We start from the raw sequence: 14,376 nt of genomic DNA, 5'->3' as shown, positions 1-14,376 counted from the left end.
GCGCGGGTCAGGGCGCGATGCCGACCCCTTCGACACGGCTCCACGCCTTCTCCCGCGCGGCCGTCATGGCCGGCCACGCCGTACCGCCCGGGCGCGGTTCGACACGCGAGGCGTACGACGACGGCCGGTACTCCGGCTCGTAGAAGCACCCGGTGCCATACGTACGGTCGAACGCGGCACAGGACGCGGCGACCGACCGCGGTGTCGGCCGGTCACCGGTGCGCACCCAACGGTCCAGGGCCGCGATGGAGTTGGCGTACTCGGACGTGCTCAGCGCGCTGTGCTCGTGCTCGCCGGTGAACGTCTGCACCAGGTACCGGTCCCGGTGGGCGCCGGCGAGCGTGTCGCGGTAGGCCGCCTCGTGCTCGACGAACGCGGTGGGGTCGTCGACGGCGTGCAGCGTGAGCACCGGGATCTTCACCTTGCCGGTGAGGTCGCTGTCGTAGGACAGGTCGCGCTCGGCCGTCGGATCGGCGGTGAACCGTTCCACGCCCGCGTTGAGCGCCTCGTCGTCGTGCGAACCGGAGTACCGTACCCCCTCGTTGGTGAACGGGTTGCGGTCACCCAGCCGCTTGTGCACGATGTCCCGGAACGTGAAGACCGAGAAGCGCAGATGCGACTCCAGTGTGCGCTCGGGGATCTTCGTGACGGCGAGGATGTCGTCCAGGTTGCGCTGCTGGAGCGCGGTGCGCTCCCCGGGCGGGGACGCGTATCCGGTGCACTCCTGCAGCCGGGCGCGCATCCCGGCCGTCGTCAGCGTCGACGTGGGGCGCAGGCCCTGCCACAGCGGGTACTGCGGCTCGCTGGGACGCGGCAGGTTCTGGCAGTAGTACTGGTAGACGACGCGCAGGTCGACCCGGTAGTCGTAGCCGCGCGAGCCGCCGCCGAGGACGCCGTTGGTGAGCAGCGCGCCGTCGTAGGGGCCGCTCGCGCCGCCGTACATCTCGACGGTCCTGGCGGCCACGTTGCCGCCCCAGGACTGGCCGTGGAGGTACGTCCGCCGCGGCCGGCCGAACTCCTCGGTGAACAGGCGGCGGAGGTTCTCGGTGTCGGTCGCGGCCATCCGCGTGCCGTAGCCGCCCCGGCGGTACGACGAACCGGCCCAGGCGTAGCCCTGGTCCACCATGACCCGCCAGCGCTCCAGGTCCTCGACGCCGCGCTCGGGGTCGGACCCGTCACCCAGGTCGGGGCCGCCGTGGGCGTGGACGACGAGTTTCTTGTTCCAGTGCTCGGGGATCGCGATCGCGTAGTACGCGCCGTTCGTGTCCTGGCCGGTGTAGCAGGTGGCCTTCTCCGCCAGGCCGGTGGGGCAGGTGACGGGGGCCGGGCCGGGGCTTTCGGCCTGGGCGGCCGGTGCCTGGGTGAGGGCGCCGATGGCGGCAGCGGCGAGGACCGGGCCCACCGCCCGCCGGAGGCCTCGGCGGGAACGGGGCGGTCGGGGAACGCGGGTGACATGACGTGATCTGTTGCGCATGGGCCAGGATGCTAGGAACCCCGGTCCGGGAGGACCATGGAGTCGGTGTTTACGTTCATAGTGTTCGCCCCCGCCGCTCCTTCCCGTTCCCGTCCCCCGGGGGCTGCGCCCCCAGACCTCCCTTCGGCCCTGGACGGGCCTCGTCCTCGGACGCCGGACGGGCTGGTTCAAGCCCCTCCGGCGTCCGAGGAGCGGGGTCCGGGGGCAGCGCCCCCGGAGGACGGGTAGGGGCGGCGGGGGCGAGGAAAGGTCAGTCCGTGTCCCGCGGCCGGCCGTCCTCGTCCCGCTGGGGCCGGGCCGACACCTCCCCCGCGGTCAGATGCTCCAGCACCTCGACCAACTCCTGACAGGCCCGCTCCACGGAGCGCCGCGTATTGCGCTGCTCGGCGATCACCGCCGACAGCAACAGCGCGGTCAGCGCCAACGCCCCGTTGAACGCGTGCAGGTTGACCAGAACCTCCACCTCGGTCAGCTGTTTGAACGGCCCGACGCGATCGGTCGCCGCGATGGTGGCCATGACGGACGCGGACAGGGCGCACACCATGCTGCCTCCGAGCTGGAACCGCAGGGCCGCCCAGATCAGCAGCGGGTAGATGGCGAACAGCAGACTGGCCGGGCTGCGCGTCGCCAGCGGCACGAGGACACCCGTGATCACCGCCAGCCCCACCGCCTCCTTCCACCTCGACCAGCGCACCGGCGCGCGCACGCGGTACAGCACGCGGTACAGCGTGAGCAGCACCGGGGCGACGAGCAGTACGCCCATCGCGTCACCCACCCACCACGCCAGCCACACCACCCAGAGGTTCCGCACCGGGAGATCGCCCGTGGCCACGAGAAGGGCGGCGCCGGTGCTCGCGCTGATCAGCATCGCCGAGAAGGCGCCGAGGAACACCAGATGAAGACAGTCCCGTAATCGGGTGAGATCGCTGCGGAAGCCCACCCTGCGGAGCAGGAGGTACCCGCACACCGGCGCGGCGGTGCTGCCGGCGAGGATGCCCAGCGAGGACAGCCGCAGCGAGGTGAGGTGCATGAGGATCAGCAGGGCGCCGAGTGCGATGCCCACCCAGCAGCGCAGCCCGAAGACCAGCAGACAGGCGACGGCCACTCCCGTCGGCGACCAGATGGGTGAGACCACCGCACCGCCGATGTGGAGCTCGCGCAGCAGCCCCAGCCGTCCCCCCGCGTAGTAGCAGGCGGCGACGGCCAGCGTCTCGAGCACGAAGACAGCCGGTGTACGAAGGTCCTGGCGAGCCACCACACAAGCCATCAGACACCGAGGCCGCCGCGTCGGCGAGGTGAGACGCGCGGGCCTGCGGCCCTATGGCCGAGTGGCCGGTCCCTCGTGCCCGAGCACCATGACGGCCGCGTCGTCGTCGTGCCCCACCCGCTCCGCCTGCTTGATCACGGCGGCGGCGAGCGCGTCCGTGTCCATGCGCGCGACCGCGGCGATGCCCGCCAGTCGCACCACCTGGTCCAGCCCTTCGTCGAGCCGCATGGACGGTCCCTCCACCACCCCGTCGGTGAGCATCACGAACACCCCGCCCGTGTCCAGTCGGTAGCGGGTGACGGGATAGACCGCCCCGGACAGGATCCCCAGGGGAGGGCCTCCCTCGTCCTCGGTCACCCCGGACCGGCCGTCCGCGGTGGCCCACACGCACGGCAGATGCCCGGCCCGCGCGCTCTCCAGCAGCCGGGTGGCCGGATCGAGCCGCATGAAGGTGCAGGTGGCGAAGAGATCCGAGCTGAGGGACAGCAGCAGTTCATTGGTCCGGGCGAGGAGCTCGCCCGGTTCGCTGTCGACGGAGGCGAGCGCCCGGAGCCCGACCCGGACCTGCCCCATGAAGGCGGCCGCCTCGATGTTGTGCCCCTGGACGTCGCCGATCGACAGACCGATCCGGCCGTCGGGCATGGTGAAGGCGTCGTACCAGTCACCGCCGACATTGAGACCCTGGTACGCGGGCGAGTACCGCACGGCCAGCCGCACACCGTCGGCGACGGGCAGCCCCCTCGGCAGCATGCCGCGCTGCAGGGCGATGGCCAGCTCGACCCGGGAGCGCTGCACCTCCGCCTGCGCACGCGCCTGTGCCGTCAGCGTCCCGAGCCTGACCAGAAGCTCGTCGCCGTCGTCCGTGGAGCCGGTGCGGGACATGGATCACTCACTCGGACGAGGGCACCCGCACGCGCGGCAGCCACCCTCGGTGGACAAAGCTCTCATTCATATATGTAAAGGATGATAGTCAGAAGCGGTTCGGCCGGGCCAGTCCATGTCCGGAGGGGCCGTCACGTCCGCGGTGAACGTGGCGGCTCCTCCGCGCTCGTCACACCCCGTCACCCGTGCGGCCGGGTGCCGGACGGCCTGTGGGCGCAGTGCGGGATCAGCCCAGGGGCAGGGGAGCAGGACCCGCCGGGTCGGCCCCCACGACGCCGAAGTTGTCGGCGTGCTCCAGCGTGAAGCGCTCCCAGCCGCCGGCGACGTTGTCCGAGCGGGCGCGCAGCAGGCCCGCGTCGTCCCCGGTGTAGTTGGCCTCGGCGACGATGTACTTGTTGTTCGCCCTCGACTGCAGTGCGTACTTCTGGCCGCCCTGGGGCACCAGCGTGAACAGCTCCCAGCCGCCGGTGACCGACTCGGAGCGGGCGCGCAGCATCCCCTGGTGGTCGCCGGTCTGGTTGATCTCGGTGCTGACGAAGAGGCCGTTGGCCGCGGACCGGAGCGCCACCGTCTTTCCGCCGTCACGGGTGTGGAGCGTGAACTGTTCCCATCCGCCCACCTCGTCACCGCGCGCCCGCAGCTTCCCCTGCTGCGCGCCGGCGGCGTCCACCACGGTGGTCACGTACTTGTCGTTCGCCTGGGCCTTGAGGGACCAGCGGGCGACCTGGGCGCCGATCCAGTCCGTGATGTCGTCCACGCGGGTCTCGACGGCGTCACGGCGGGTCTCCTCGGAACCGAAACACCCGCCCTGCCAGGAACGGCCGGCGACGGCGACGAGCGCGTCGCCGTCGGCGCCCGTGCGGACCGCCGGGCCGCCCGCGTCGCCCTTGCAGATCGCGGCGCCGTCCAGGCCGACGACGTCCAGCTCCGCTCCGCGGGTGCCGGTGACGGCGAACGTGCCGACATGCAGCTTGCCGGGCACCCACTCGTCGTCGGTACGGCCGTAGCCGGCGACGGACAGCTCCTCGCCGTCGGCGGGGGCCGTGGCGCCGAGGGCCACGGGAGTGATGCCGTACGCCGGCGAGGACAGCCTCGCCAGCACCAGGTCACGATCGGCCCGGGGCACCAGTTCCACGACGTCCCGCACCACGCCGGACGTCGTGCTCAGATCGGTGCGCCCCACGGTCACTCTGGCGGGCCGGGAGGGCGCGCCCGCGGCGACCGACGTGGGCTGCGCGGGATCGTCGGCGAAGCAGCTCGCCGCCGTGACGACCCACCGCGCCTCGACGAGCGCGCCGGAGCAGGCACGCTCCGTGTCACCTATCTCGATCTTCGCGACGTAGGGCTTCTCCCCGGTGCCGGCGGGGGTACCGACCGTCGCCTGCGCCGGACCGGAGACGAGCGTCGCCGCCGCGGCCAGCACACCGGCGAACAACGCGCTGTGTCTCGCCGGCCGCCTCACCTCTCGCCGTTCATCGACGCCTGCCGGCCGCTCGCGCGTGCGACGGCCGGATTCGTTCACTGCCTGCTCTTCGCGGCGACGTGGGTGGGACACGGCGGTTCCTGTTCTGTCGGAGGGGGAGGAGTGAGCGAGTACGGTGGGACGCGCGGTGGTCCGGCCGGGGTGCCAGGTGTCCGGGGAGTGCCGGTCAGCCGGTGACACGGATCTCGACGAGCACGGAGCGGGCGCCGCCGACGGTGCCCTCGCCCACGGGCTCGAAGCCGTCCTTGGCGACGTCGACGGTGGTGGTGGCGCCGTTCGCGGTCAGGTCGGCGCTGATCGGGTGGTCGGCTGTCTCCAGGGCGAAGACGCGCGGGAGTTCCAGCGTGAGCCGGCCGGTCCTGGCGGTGGCGCGGAAGCAGTAGGTGGACTTGCGGCCGACCGCGTCGTCCTTGACGGTGTGCACCTTGATCAGGCCGGAGGCGGAGTCGCACTCCGTGAGCACGATGTGCCCGTCGCCCCTCTTCAGTTCGATGCCCTCCGTCGCCAGGATGCTCTCGGCGCCGGGGTAGGCGAAGTCCTCCACCACGAGGGGCGGGAGAGCGCCGTCCTCGGCCGCCCGTACCCCGGCCGGCGCGGCCGGGTCGGGCGCGGCGTTGGCGACGGCGAGCGTCGAGGCCCCCAGAACGACGGCGGTGATCCCGGAGAACAGCCACTTGCGGGCACGTATTACCACTGGCGCCTTTTCCTTTCACGGGACGAGGCGAAGCCCGGGAAACGGGCCTCGCCTCAGATGTCGAAAGCGCTTCTTCCGGCGGAAAGCTATCGCATGACTCCTGGAATTTCCTGTGAAGAGCGTCACGTGACTGTCGGTCACCTGAATATGTGCGCGATTGCATTGCCTCTCCGCCCATGGACCAGGTCTCCTCCGTGTGCCGCGCCGACCGCACGCCGATTGTCGGGTGCAAATCCCCTTGACCGTGAGTGAGATTCCGCGGCGATGCCGCGCATACAGGGCAGGGCGAACCGGGCGAAAACCCATAACATCGTCAAGATCGTAAGTCGGTTTACTGGCTCGTTCTGCCTATATTCCGGATCTGCGACAAGAAATGAACAGTCACGGAATGACGGGTTAACAGTATTCGTTGCGGTGACGTATTCGGCCGTGCAGGGGCAGGGTGAGGAAAAGGGCAAAATCCAAGGCCGAAACCGTGCGGCCGAAAACGAGGGCTGCGCGAGAAAAGAGACCTGCTTTGAGACGGCGACGAATATCCCGGTCGCAACCCCCGTCGAGGAGAGCGCCGCACGGCATGCGCGCGCTGTTACTCACCTTGCTGTCCACGGCGCTCGCCATGAGCCTGCTCGCACCCGCCTCCGCCACGACCGCCTCCGCCACGACCGCTTCCGCCACGGACGCCGGACGGGTCACCGCCGCCGCCGAGGCGCCCCCCACCGACCGCGGGCGGGTGGTCGACCACTGGAAGAAGGGCGGTCCGGGCGTCAAGGCCGCCGCCGAGGTGGCCCTCACCGGCACCGACGCCGATGTCCAGGCCTTCCTCGAGGCCGTGGAGGAGCTGTCGGCCCAGGACGACCGGGTGACAGCGGCGCAGATGGCGTCCGTGGGCGGCCGTGAGGTGCAGGAAGCCGCACGGGCCGCTCTGTCCGGCACCCCGGAGCAACTGCACGCGTTCATCACGGACGGCTGGCGGACCCCGCTGGAGCAGGACCAACGGGTGCAGGCCGCCCAGGTGATCGACGCGGGCGGACCCGGTGTCCGGGAGGCCGGCCGAGCCGCGCTGAACGGCACGGCCGAGGACGTGCGGACGTTCCTCACCGAGGGACAGTACACGGCCAGGGAACAGGACGAACGCGTCCAGCTGGTGCAGCTGCTGAGCGTCGGAGGGCCCAACGTCGTCGCCGCGGGCCGGCTCGCCCTCGACGGCTCACCCGAGGACATCCGCGAGTTCCTGCGGGTCGGCCAGTACGTGGCACGCTCGCGCGACCAGGAGCACGCCACCATCGCCCAGCTGGCCGAACAGGCCACCGAAGCCGGCCGTCAGGCGGCCGCCGAAACGGTGGCCGCGGGCGAGGCCTCGAAGCGCGCCATCGCCGCGGCGGAGCTCGCCAAGGAAGCCGCGCAGAAGGCGGCGGCCGAGACCAAGGCCGCCAAGGAGGACGCGCAGAAGGCCGCCGGCGCGGCCGGCCGGGCGGCCGCGGCCGCCAAGCAGGCGGCGAGCGCCGCCCAGCAGGCGATCACCGCCGCGCGCGCCGCCAACAACTCCGCCCGCATCGCGGCCAATGCCGCGGCACAGGCGGCATCCGCCGCCTCGGGAGCCGCCCAGGCCGCGTCCCGTGCCCGCAGCGCCGCCGCGGCGGCGGCCACCGACGCGGGGAACGCGTCCGCCGCCCGCAAGGCCGCGACCGACGCTCGTGGCGCCGCCGCCGGTGCCAGGCGGGCCGCCGACGCCGCCGACCAGGCCGGCATCGCCGCGAACCGCGCCGGTGACGCGGCGAGAGCCGCAGCCGGGGCGGGCGCACACGCCATCCTGGCGGCGGACGCCGCCGCCGAGGCGGGCGGGTACGCCGACCAGGCCGGCGTCAGTTCCGCCGAGGCGAGGGCCGCCGCCGCGGCCGCCCGCCGCCAGGCCGCCGAGGCCGGCCGCGCCGCGAACGCCGCCGAGGCACTTGCCCGCAAAGCGGCCACGGCCGCGCACCAGGCCCGCGACTACGCCGACTCCGCGGCCACGCACGCCGAGAACGCCGCCGCGGCGGCCGATGAAGCGGCGGAGCACGCGGGGGACGCGGCCAACGCGGCAGCCCGCTCCACCGCGCACGCCGCCGCCGCGAAGACGGCCGCCGACCAGGCGGTGACCGCGGCCGGTCAGGCGAAGACCACACACGACCTCGCACGCCAGGTGGAGGCCGAGGAACTGGCCGCGCGCACCACGGCCGCGCTGGAGGAGGCCAAGGAACGCAAGACACAGGACGACACCCGCCGGTCACAGGTCACCGACACGGCCGAACGGTCCAGGAGCCTCGACGCGGAGGCGGAGAAACTGGCGGCCGAGGCGGCCGAACCCGACGCGGACCCGCGGCGACTCGCCGCCGCGGGCCGCAAGCTCGCGGTCGCCGCCATGACCCACCGCGGTCCCTGGGGCCGTACCGCCGCCGAGGTGGCGCTCGCCGGTTCGGACGCCGAGGTCGTCGACTACATCCGCACCGGCTGGCAGGAAGCGGTCCAGCAGGACGCCCGGGTGCGTGTCGAACGCCTGGCCGAGCAGTCGGAGTTCACCGCGGTGCGCGCCGGGGCGGTGACCGCGCTCGAGGGGTCGGCCGAGACGGTCACCCGGTACCTGACCACCGGGCAGCACGAGGCCGCGGCCGAGGACTACCGGGTACGGATCGCGCAGGCCGTCTCCGTCGGCGGTCCGGTCGTCGAGGAGAGGGCCCGCGCGGCTCTCGCCTCCGGTTCCGTCGACGCCTACCGCGACTTCCTCACCACGGGGCAGAACGCGGCACAGACCGAGGACGAGCGGGTCGAGGCGGCTCAGCTGATCTCGAGCGGGGGCCCCGAGACGAAGGCGGCGGCACGGATCGCCCTGGCGGGACCGCCGCAGATGCTGCACACCTTCATCGAGTACGGCCAGTACCAGGCGGCCCGTAAGGACCAGCTGGCGGCCACCCATGTCGCCTCCGTACAGCAGCTGATCGCCGAGGCGGCGAAGGTCGCGGCGACCGCGCAGCAGAACGCCGCCGAGGCGGCCCGTGTCGCCGCGCTCGCCCGCGACGCGGCGGCCGAGGCCGACCAGCACGCCAAGCAGGCACAGGCGTCGGCCGCCGAGGCCGAGGGCTACGCCGACCAGGCGGCCGAGTCCGCCACGCGGGCCGAGGCGTCGGCGGCGCAGGCCGCCGAGTCGGCCCGGACGGCCCGGACGGCCGAGCGCAGCGCCCACAGCGCCTCCGCGCGAGCGCAGGCATCGGCGGTCATGGCCGAGGCATCGGCGGCAGCGGCCCGCGCCTCCGCCACCGAGGCGTCGGACGCGGCCGAGTCCGCGCGCCGGTCCGCACTGGCGGCGGGCAAGGACGCGGTGGAGGCGGAACAGGCCGCGATCGAGGCCTACATGATCTCCGTCGCCAAGGCGGTCGCCGAGGCGGAACAGCGCCGGACCGCGGAGGGCCAGCAGGCGCGGGCGGAGGCCGAGGCCGAGGCGTTCCTCAATGCCGAGGAGGACTTCGACTGGGGCCAGTTGCTCAGCGACGGAGGCCACCTCACCCTTGACGTCCTCGGCATCGTCCCGGGCTTCGGCGAGATCGCCGACGGCATCAACTGCGGATGGTACTCACTGGAACGGGAGTGGGTCGACGCCGGACTCTCCTGCGCGTCCGCCATTCCCTTCCTCGGCTACGCCGCCACCGGAACGAAGTTCGGCAAGTGGGGCGACAAGGCGAAGGGCTACTTCGACCAGCTCTTCAAGCGGGGCAAGAAGAACGACGGCCCTCCGTGCAACAGCTTCACCGCGGACACACCGGTGGTACTGGCCGACGGGGACACCCGGCCGATCGGCCGGATCACCGTGGGCCAGCGGGTGTCGGCCACCGACCCGAGGACGGGCCGCACCGAGTCCCGGCCGGTCGAGCGGGTCATCGCGGGCAGCGGCCTGAAGGACCTGGTCGTGCTGGTGATCGACACCGACGGCGCGGCGGGTGACGCCACCGCCACGATCACCGCCACCGCGGGGCACCCCGTCTGGGTGCAGTCCGAGCACGCGTTCGTCGACGCCGCGGAGATCACCCCCGGCGACCTCCTGCGCGGCACGACCGGCACCACCAGCGAGGTCGTCGCCGTCCGCCACCGGACCGAGCGGACGCAGGTCTACAACCTCACCGTCGACGGCATCCCGACCTACTATGTCAGGGCGGGATCGGCGTCGGTGCTGGTCCACAACACCGCCTGCTCCATCTCGACGAGGCAGTGGAACCACGCCTGGGAGCAGCACCGGCACGGCGGCCACTACCACCAGCAGGGCGACATGGGGAACGTCCTCGACGCGAGGGTCAGTGAGGCGCTGCTCAGGCAGATGGTGGAGAAAACAGTGCAGAACGGCAGGAAGATCGAACGGCACAGGAACGACGAGCGTGACGGCTGGTACTACGACTACGACTTCGCGGACGAGCTCGAAGCGCTCGGGCTGGACAAGGTCGGCGACTCGTATGCGCAGACCTCCCTGCGTGTCGTGGTGGGCAAGGACAACAACTTCATCACGGTGATGCCGAGGTAGGCGGGACACCCATGCTGACAGTGGAGTTGGCCGAGGACCTCAGTGACCCGTCCTGGAAGCCGGAGTGGCGGCCGGACTATCTGCCGGTCCAGCCACGCGGCGGTTTCGCGGAGATGACGAGCGACGACTTCACCTTCCTCTGCTTCAAAGTGCGCCTCTTCCTGCGCACGGAGAGGGAACGGGTGAGGCTGCGGGTCGTCGAGCTCCCGGCCGTCGATTTCGCGCTGATGCTCAGATTCCTGCAGCGCCAGGTCGCGGAGGAGGGCTCGGGCACGGCGGAGGCGTCCCTGAACGACTTCGCCGTGCACGCCCGGGAAACCGGCGACGGCATCGTCACCCTGAGCTTCGCCCGCCATGAAGGCGAGTACGAGATGACCAGGGACGAACTGTCGGAACTGGTACGGGGCGTCGGCCGGGCCGCCCTCGGCCTCATGTGCGAGGCGCATCCCGAACTGCGGGCGAATCCCTACCTCCGGTCGCTCGGCCTCTGAGCGCCGGGGCGCCGCGGTCCCGCGAGCACACCCGCTCGCGGGACCGCGGCATACCGGGAGCCGTGACCGGCGGTGGCTACCAGGGGGGTGTGGCCGCCACCCGGCCTCCCCAGGATTCCCTGCGGTTGCCTTCCGTCCTCTCCCACCACCAGTGCTCGAGCGTTCCGTCGGCCGCCGCCCCGTACACATGCTGTACGTCGCCGACCACGTGTGCCACCGGGTCGGAGCGCACCGTCCCGGGCAGCACCGCGTACCGCACGCTGTAGGACGGGTCCCACCACCAGTGGGCGAGGGTGTCGTTCGCGGTCCGCGCGAAGACATGCCGCTGGGAGCCGTGGACGAAGGCGACCGGACGGCCGCCCAGGGGCTCCGGCGTGGACCACGTCTCCCGCTCGACGACCTGCGCGGCGGCCTCCCGTGACCAGTGCGCGAGCCTGCCGTCGGCGTCACCGGCGAACACGTGCTGCTGCCCCTCGTGGACGAACGCCGTCGGTGTGCCCCGTACGGTGCCTCCCCAGGACTCGTGCCGCACCCCGGGACCCTTCGTCCACCACCAGTGGTGGAGCGCGCCGTCGGTACCGGCCGCCCACACGTGCTGCTGGGTGCCGTACACCACGGCGACCGGGTCACCGGCCAGGGAGCCGGGGGCCGCCCAGGTCTGCCGGCGCAGTTCGCCGCTGCCCTCGTCCCAGAAGCTGTGCAGCAGTCTGCCGTCGACCGCCCGTACGAACGCGTGCTGCTGACCGGGGGTCACCAGGGCCGTGGGTGCCCCGGCCACCGTGCCGGCCGGCAGCCAGGTCTCCTGGACCACCGCTTTGGCGGCCGTGTCCCAGAAGCGGTGCTGCAGGCTGCCGTCGGTGCCCCGCACCAGCGCGTGCTGCTGGGTGCCGTACGGGAACGCCACCGCCTCACCGGCGACGCCGGTGCCCCAGGTGCCGCGCTTGACCGTGCCGTCGGCCTCCTCGAACCAGTGGCCGAGACCGCCGGTCGGGGTGGGGGCGAACAGGTGGAGCTGGTCGGGCGAGCCGGTGGGGAGCGCCCCGGTGTACTGGCCGGCGGTCAGGGTGCCGGCGTCGTCCGGCCGGTCGAGGTCCGCCTCGGTGAAACCCGCCCACCTGATGAACTGGTGCTGGGCGGTGGTTCCCCCTTCGTACAGGATGCCGTACCGCCCGCCGGTCAGATCGACCATGTCGGAGTAGGCGGAGATGCCGTCCGTCACCAGCGCGCCCTGTGCGGGGGTCTGCCAGGTGAGGCCGCCGTCGAAGGAGGAGCGGATGGTCAGGCCCCTGCGTTCGTCGGTGTCGGCGGGCGCGGCCAGCAGCACCCGGTCGTAACCGTCCCGGTCCTCGGCGCGTACGGCCAGTGTGGAGGCCTGCACACCCATGCGGGGCAGTTGCAGGGGGTCCAGCGGCGCGAAGTCCGCCTCGAAGGTCAGCCCCTGGTCGCGGGAGACCGCGTACGCGGCCCGCACGGTGTCGGTGCCCTCCTCGTTGCGGGCCACCGCCACCAGGCTTCCGTCCGCACGCTCGAAGACGCTCAGCTCCTGGACGCCGAGCTCGGGTTCGGCGCCGTGGGAGGAGGCGCCGGACTGCCAGGTGCGGCCCCCGTCGTCGCTGTGGATCAGGGCGCCGCCCTTCGGGTCCTGCAGGTGCCGGCCCGGCGCGATCCGGTAGCCCATGCCGGCCACCAGGCGTCCGGCATGCGCGCCCCGCGTCAGCATGATGCCGTGCGAGGGACCGACGCCGAGTTGCCCCTCGCCGAGCGCCCCCCACTCCGGCTTCCACACGGCGGACGTGATGTCCCTCGCCGCTCCCCAGCTCAGGCCGTCGTCCGTGCTCGTCCGTACGTGGACGCGCCGGTAGCTCTCGGTGTACAGCAGGACGACGTCGCCGTTCCCGGTGTTCACGATCGGGGTCGCGTTGTGCGGGAAGGCCAGGCCGCTCGCGTCCTGTCTGCTCGCGGTCACCACGGTCAGCGGACTCCAGGTCGCGCCGCCGTCGGTGGAATGCTTCAGGACGAGGTCGATGCGGCCGCTGTCGCCGCAGTCGTCGTTGCGCGCCTCGGCGAAGGCCAGGAGCTTTCCGCTGCCGGCGCGGACCACGGCGGGGGCGCGGAAGCAGGAGTAACCCGACTCGCCCGACGCGAAGACCGTTCCGTGCCCGCCCGGCACGGCGCCGACCGGCACCGTTTCGAGGGGCGTCGCGCGCGAGTCCGTGCCCAGGGCGGCTCCTCCCCAGAGCACCGCCAGAACCGCCAGTACAGCCGTCAGAAGTGTGCCCACTTCGGCCGGGCGTCTTTTCTCGTTGGCCAGGCGTCTTTTCTCGCCGTCCCCGGCCGCTGTGTCGTCGGACATCCCATGCCTTCCGTGTGATCGACAACGGCCGTCAGTCTGTCGATCCGCCGCCCGGTTGTCAGCCGGGTCGGGGAATCGGAACCGGTTCCGGGCGACTCCGCCACCGTCACGGTGAACGCACCCTTGCGAACGCGAAACCGCTGGTTGAACGGTGGTTCGCCCGGTGCCCGGGAAGAGGGCGCGGCGACGCGCCGGTGGCGCCGGACGAGGACCGGGGCGGCCGCGAGAGGGCCCTTGAAGTCGTGACGGCGGCGCGTCCCGGCCGGCGGTCGGGAGGGGCATGGACCTGGTCCTCGGCCTGTGCGGCCGGGACCGGACGACGAAGGAAACCCCGGCCCGGAGCGAGGCGGCGGCGTCGGCGCAGGAGACCGGACCGGAGCCGGCAGCCGGCCGGAAGTCCTGCCGCCCGGCGGGTCCTTCGTCGCGCCGAAGACCTTCGCACGCGCCGGGACGCCGCCGTCCGCCGGCGCCGCGAGCCCGGCCCGGACCTGGTTCAGGCCCGTCCGACGGCCCCCGGGGCACCCGGAGCCGACCGGCGGGAAGCCCGCGTCCCGGCCCACGGCCGGATGGGCGCCGGACGTGTCCGCGATCGCGTCCGCCGCCCGGCAGCGGGCCTGGTCCTCCACCCGCACCGGCGGCGCGGGCGAGGCCGGCGCCACACCCCCCAGGCCAGTCGCACCGTACGGAAAACGACCCGCGAAGTACGGGTCTAGGCTGTGCCCATGGAGCAGCGGGAGATCATGCAGCGGGGTGTGGGGATCCTGACCGAGGCCCTCGAGATGCGGCGGCGGCTCCGCGCGGACCCGGACGCCGATGTGGCGGGGAGCGGAGCCGTCGCCCAGCTCCTGGAGGAGATGCTGCCGCGGATCCAGCTCCCGGCCGACGCGAGCGCGCGCGAGGTGGCGGAGATCGTCACCGAGAAGCTGGGCCCCGCCATCGTGCAGATCACCTCCGCGCTCACCTTCGCCTTCGTCCAGCTCGCCGAGATCCACGACGAGGGCCGCACCGACGTCTCCTCCGCCGACGTCCTGCGCTCCATCTCCCTGCACTACGAGACGGGCGGCAAGGGGTAGTTCCGGGGCGAAGGGGCCGGGAGCCATGGGGTGATGCCGCGGTCCGCGGCTTCTTGTGCGAGGTCCGAAGCGGACGGGTGACGCGCGCGTACTTGACGTCGTACGCGCCAGTAGCG

At 72.6% G+C, this 14,376-nt stretch carries 9 protein-coding genes; 3 read left to right on the top strand and 6 right to left on the bottom strand.

From position 1 onward, the window contains the following. Positions 1 to 7: 7 nt before the first annotated feature. From AMK33_RS28590 to AMK33_RS44145, 5 genes are all read right to left on the bottom strand, one after another. On the bottom strand, positions 8 to 1,474 hold the full coding sequence (locus tag AMK33_RS28590) for a hypothetical protein (protein ID WP_073935861.1): 1,467 nt from the start codon (positions 1,472 to 1,474) through the stop codon (positions 8 to 10). Positions 1,475 to 1,724: 250 nt separating this feature from the next. Continuing rightward, positions 1,725 to 2,741 (bottom strand): MASE1 domain-containing protein, encoded by a 1,017-nt coding sequence (locus AMK33_RS28585; RefSeq protein ID WP_073935860.1) that lies wholly within the window; start codon positions 2,739 to 2,741, stop codon positions 1,725 to 1,727. 51 nt (positions 2,742 to 2,792) lie between these two features. Continuing rightward, positions 2,793 to 3,623, bottom strand: coding sequence for a PP2C family protein-serine/threonine phosphatase (locus AMK33_RS28580; protein WP_073935859.1), 831 nt, complete (start codon positions 3,621 to 3,623; stop codon positions 2,793 to 2,795). Positions 3,624 to 3,849: 226 nt separating this feature from the next. Beyond that, positions 3,850 to 5,058, bottom strand: a complete 1,209-nt coding sequence (locus tag AMK33_RS28575; protein WP_073935858.1) for a trypsin-like serine protease — start codon at positions 5,056 to 5,058, stop codon at positions 3,850 to 3,852. A 214-nt stretch (positions 5,059 to 5,272) separates the two neighbouring features. After that, positions 5,273 to 5,800: a hypothetical protein gene (locus AMK33_RS44145; protein ID WP_073935857.1), complete on the bottom strand. Its 528-nt coding sequence runs from the start codon at positions 5,798 to 5,800 to the stop codon at positions 5,273 to 5,275. A gap of 574 nt (positions 5,801 to 6,374) precedes the next feature. Between AMK33_RS44145 and AMK33_RS44775 the strand changes: the two genes are divergently transcribed. Beyond that, positions 6,375 to 10,343 (top strand): polymorphic toxin-type HINT domain-containing protein, encoded by a 3,969-nt coding sequence (locus AMK33_RS44775; protein WP_079195002.1) that lies wholly within the window; start codon positions 6,375 to 6,377, stop codon positions 10,341 to 10,343. Between the two features lie 11 nt (positions 10,344 to 10,354). After that, the gene (locus AMK33_RS28515) at positions 10,355 to 10,834 is read left to right on the top strand and encodes a hypothetical protein (protein ID WP_073935856.1); all 480 of its coding nucleotides are present in this window, start codon (positions 10,355 to 10,357) and stop codon (positions 10,832 to 10,834) included. A 76-nt stretch (positions 10,835 to 10,910) separates the two neighbouring features. Here AMK33_RS28515 and AMK33_RS28510 read toward each other — a convergent pair whose 3' ends face one another. Continuing rightward, complete coding sequence (locus tag AMK33_RS28510; RefSeq protein ID WP_073935855.1) at positions 10,911 to 13,187, bottom strand: exo-alpha-sialidase; 2,277 nt, start codon at positions 13,185 to 13,187, stop codon at positions 10,911 to 10,913. 722 nt (positions 13,188 to 13,909) lie between these two features. Here AMK33_RS28510 and AMK33_RS28505 point away from each other — a divergent pair. Continuing rightward, positions 13,910 to 14,260 (top strand): hypothetical protein, encoded by a 351-nt coding sequence (locus tag AMK33_RS28505; RefSeq protein ID WP_073935854.1) that lies wholly within the window; start codon positions 13,910 to 13,912, stop codon positions 14,258 to 14,260. Positions 14,261 to 14,376: the final 116 nt, after the last annotated feature.

Source organism: Streptomyces sp. CB02400, from assembly GCF_001905725.1.
Classification (GTDB): Bacteria; Actinomycetota; Actinomycetes; order Streptomycetales; family Streptomycetaceae; genus Streptomyces; species Streptomyces atrovirens.
The sequence above is the reverse complement of the archived record's forward strand: the minus strand, read 5'-3'. Positions and strand labels throughout refer to the sequence as shown.

Coding starts and splice junctions, on each gene's coding strand:
- AMK33_RS28505 (WP_073935854.1), top strand. CDS start 13,910: ATGGAGCAGCGGGAGATCATGCAGCGGGGTGTGGGGATCCTGACCGAG.
- AMK33_RS28580 (WP_073935859.1), bottom strand. CDS start 3,623: ATGTCCCGCACCGGCTCCACGGACGACGGCGACGAGCTTCTGGTCAGG.
- AMK33_RS44775 (WP_079195002.1), top strand. CDS start 6,375: ATGCGCGCGCTGTTACTCACCTTGCTGTCCACGGCGCTCGCCATGAGC.
- AMK33_RS28585 (WP_073935860.1), bottom strand. CDS start 2,741: ATGGCTTGTGTGGTGGCTCGCCAGGACCTTCGTACACCGGCTGTCTTC.
- AMK33_RS28515 (WP_073935856.1), top strand. CDS start 10,355: ATGCTGACAGTGGAGTTGGCCGAGGACCTCAGTGACCCGTCCTGGAAG.
- AMK33_RS28590 (WP_073935861.1), bottom strand. CDS start 1,474: ATGCGCAACAGATCACGTCATGTCACCCGCGTTCCCCGACCGCCCCGT.
- AMK33_RS28510 (WP_073935855.1), bottom strand. CDS start 13,187: ATGTCCGACGACACAGCGGCCGGGGACGGCGAGAAAAGACGCCTGGCC.